The sequence below is a fragment of the Chrysiogenia bacterium genome (genome assembly GCA_020434085.1).
GTDB lineage: Bacteria > JAGRBM01 > JAGRBM01 > JAGRBM01 > JAGRBM01 > JAGRBM01.
The window spans coordinates 1-2,813 of sequence record JAGRBM010000470.1; the positions used below are offsets into that span (position 1 = coordinate 1).

General features: G+C 62.7%; 2 protein-coding genes. Both read left to right on the plus strand.

Annotation, left to right across the window (positions count from 1 at the left end; translation table 11 throughout):
- On the plus strand, positions 1-457 hold a 457-nt coding region (locus KDH09_15950; protein ID MCB0221192.1), incomplete at its 5' end, for a hypothetical protein.
- A gap of 131 nt (positions 458-588) precedes the next feature.
- On the plus strand, positions 589-2,813 hold a 2,225-nt coding region (locus KDH09_15955), incomplete at its 3' end, for a DEAD/DEAH box helicase family protein (GenBank protein ID MCB0221193.1).

The following is a 2,813-nucleotide window of genomic DNA, read 5'->3' on the forward strand; positions in this document are numbered from 1 at the left end:
CGGGCTGCGCCTCAACATCAGGAAGGCCACTTTGCGCCACTGGCGCTCGCAGTTCGCGCAGCAACTGCGGGACTTGGGCGTGCCCGCCAATGCCACCGAGCGCGCGGTACGGGGCGAGAGTCGGAAGTCCATGAAGGACGGTATCTATCGCGCGCGCCAGCGACGCGAATCCACACACACTCGGACGCGGGCCCAGGACGTGGCGACGGAGATGGTTGCCAGCCGCGGCCTGCCGCCGGAGCCAGGCAAGCGGACACTGCTCTCGACGCGTGCCGCAGTTCTGCGCGGTTGGCGAGCCGCTGCCGCCACCTTGATTCAACACGGTGACCGCAGTCTGGCCGCCGATGTAGTCAAGTTCACAGACAGCTTCGAGCAACCTCTGACCGATCGCGAGTGGATCGCGCGGAGTCTCTTGGCTCTCTCGAGGGCGCGACAGCGGGACGCGATGACGTTGTGACGGTCTCCGCATCCTTTGAGGATGCGGCGAGGGGACTTCTTGGAATGAACGGCTTGCTATGCCATATTGCTCATAAAGACAACAACTTAAGGTAGGAGGCCTCCACTCAATGAAGGGGCGTCCATAAAACTATGGCGCAGCAGACCAGCCCCTTCTTCGAGCAACCGATCCTCAATTCCCCTTATGAGGAGCCCACCCGGCACCACCCCTTGGATGCCGAGGGTCAGCCGCTCAACGAGCCGCCGCGCGACGGGCGGCGTCAGTCCGAGCTGATTACCCCGGTTCCCAAGCCGCGCAAGAAGAAGCGCCGGAACGCCGATCAGGCCAGCCTCGATCTGCGCGCCGACGATGGACTTTCGACCGAGGAGCAGGAATACAACCCGACGCCGATCATCAACGAGATACGCTTGCACGTGGGCGCCTGGCGAAAGCTGCCGCCCTCGTCCTGGGGTGTCACTCCCGCGACGGCGCGCCTCCTGACCTATTGGCGCAGCCATGAATTCCAGGGCGTAAGGCCCTTCTTCTGCCAGTTGGAGGCGGTCGAAACCATCATCTGGCTGACAGAAGTCGCCAGGAGCAGGAAGCAGCATTCCGCCATCTGGGAACATGTCCTCGGCGCCAACGAGCAGGCCAACCCCGAGCTCGTCCGTCTTGCGATGAAGATGGCGACCGGTGCCGGCAAGACGACTGTTATGGCAATGCTGATTGCCTGGCAGGCGATCAATGCGGTCCGCTCCCCTGCCAGCAATCACTTCTCGCGCGGCTTTCTCGTCATCGCGCCAGGCATCACCATCAAGGACCGCCTGCGGGTCTTGTTACCCAGTGACCTCGAAAGCTACTACCGCGCCCGCGAGCTGGTGCCCGGCGACATGCTCGACGACATCGCCAAGGCCAAGATCGTCATCACCAACTACCACGCGCTCGCCCTGCGGGACGTGCTGGAGGTGAACAAGGTCGGGCGCTCGCTCCTGCAGGGCCGTCACGCACCCATCGTGACCAAGGAAACCGAGGGCCAGATGATCCGGCGCGTGGCCGAGGAACTGATGGGCCTCAAGAACATCGTCGTGATCAACGACGAGGCGCACCACTGCTACCGCGAAAAGCCGGAAAACGAGGACATCGAAGACCTCAAGGGCGACGACAAGAAGGAAGCCCAGAGCGACAACGAGGCCGCGCGGCTCTGGATCAACGGCATCGAAATGTTCAAGCGAAAGCTGGGTGTCCGCGCCGTCTACGACCTCTCGGCGACGCCATTTTTTCTGCGCGGCTCCGGCTACGCGGAGGGCACTCTTTTCCCGTGGACGATCAGCGACTTTTCGCTGATGGATGCAATCGAGTGCGGCATCGTCAAACTCCCGCGCGTCCCGACCGCCGACAACATTCCCGAAGCGGAAGTACCGGTCTTCCGCGACCTGTGGGAACACATCCGCGACGACATGCCCAAGAAGGGGCGCGGCAAGGGCCAGGGCGAGCTCGACCCCAACTCGCTCCCCGCAAAGCTGCAAACCGCGCTGGTCGCGCTCTACAACCACTATCAGGAGACGTTCGAGAAATGGCGAACGGCAGGCATCGATTCGCCGCCGGTCTTCATCGTCGTCTGCAACAACACGTCCGCGTCGAAGCTCGTCTACGAGTGGATATCCGGGTGGCAGCGCCCCGTGGCCGAGGACAGTGAGGAGCTGCGCACCATCCATCACGGCCACCTTTCCCTTTTCAGCAATTTCGATGAACACTGCAACCGGCTCGCGCGACCGAATACCCTCCTGATCGACAGCAAGCAACTCGAATCCGGTGAGGCGCTCGACGAGGACTTCCGCCGCGCCGCTGCGCTCGAGATCGAGCAATACAAGCGCGAGATCGCCCAGCGTGAAGGCGCGGGCCAGGTCGGCGAGCTTTCCGACTCCGACCTCCTGCGCGAAGTCATGAACACCGTTGGCAAGAAGGGACGGCTCGGTGAGCAGGTGCGCTGCGTGGTGTCCGTCGCGATGCTGACAGAGGGGTGGGATACCAACACCGTTACCCACATCCTGGGCGTTCGCGCTTTCGGCACGCAGCTACTTTGCGAGCAGGTGGTCGGGCGCGGCCTGCGCCGCTATTCCTATGACCTGAACAATGACGGGCTGTTCAACGTCGAGTATGCCGACATCATGGGCATACCGTTCGACTTCACGGCCAAGCCGCAAGTTGCACCGGTCACTCCACCCAAGAAGTTGACGCGCGTGGCGGCCCAGCGCGACCGCGCCGCTCTCGAAATAATCTTTCCCCGCGTTGCCGGCTACCGGATCGACCTGCCGGAAGAAAGGCTCCAGGCCAATTTCAGCGACAATTCAAAACTCGTCCTGACTCCCCATATGAC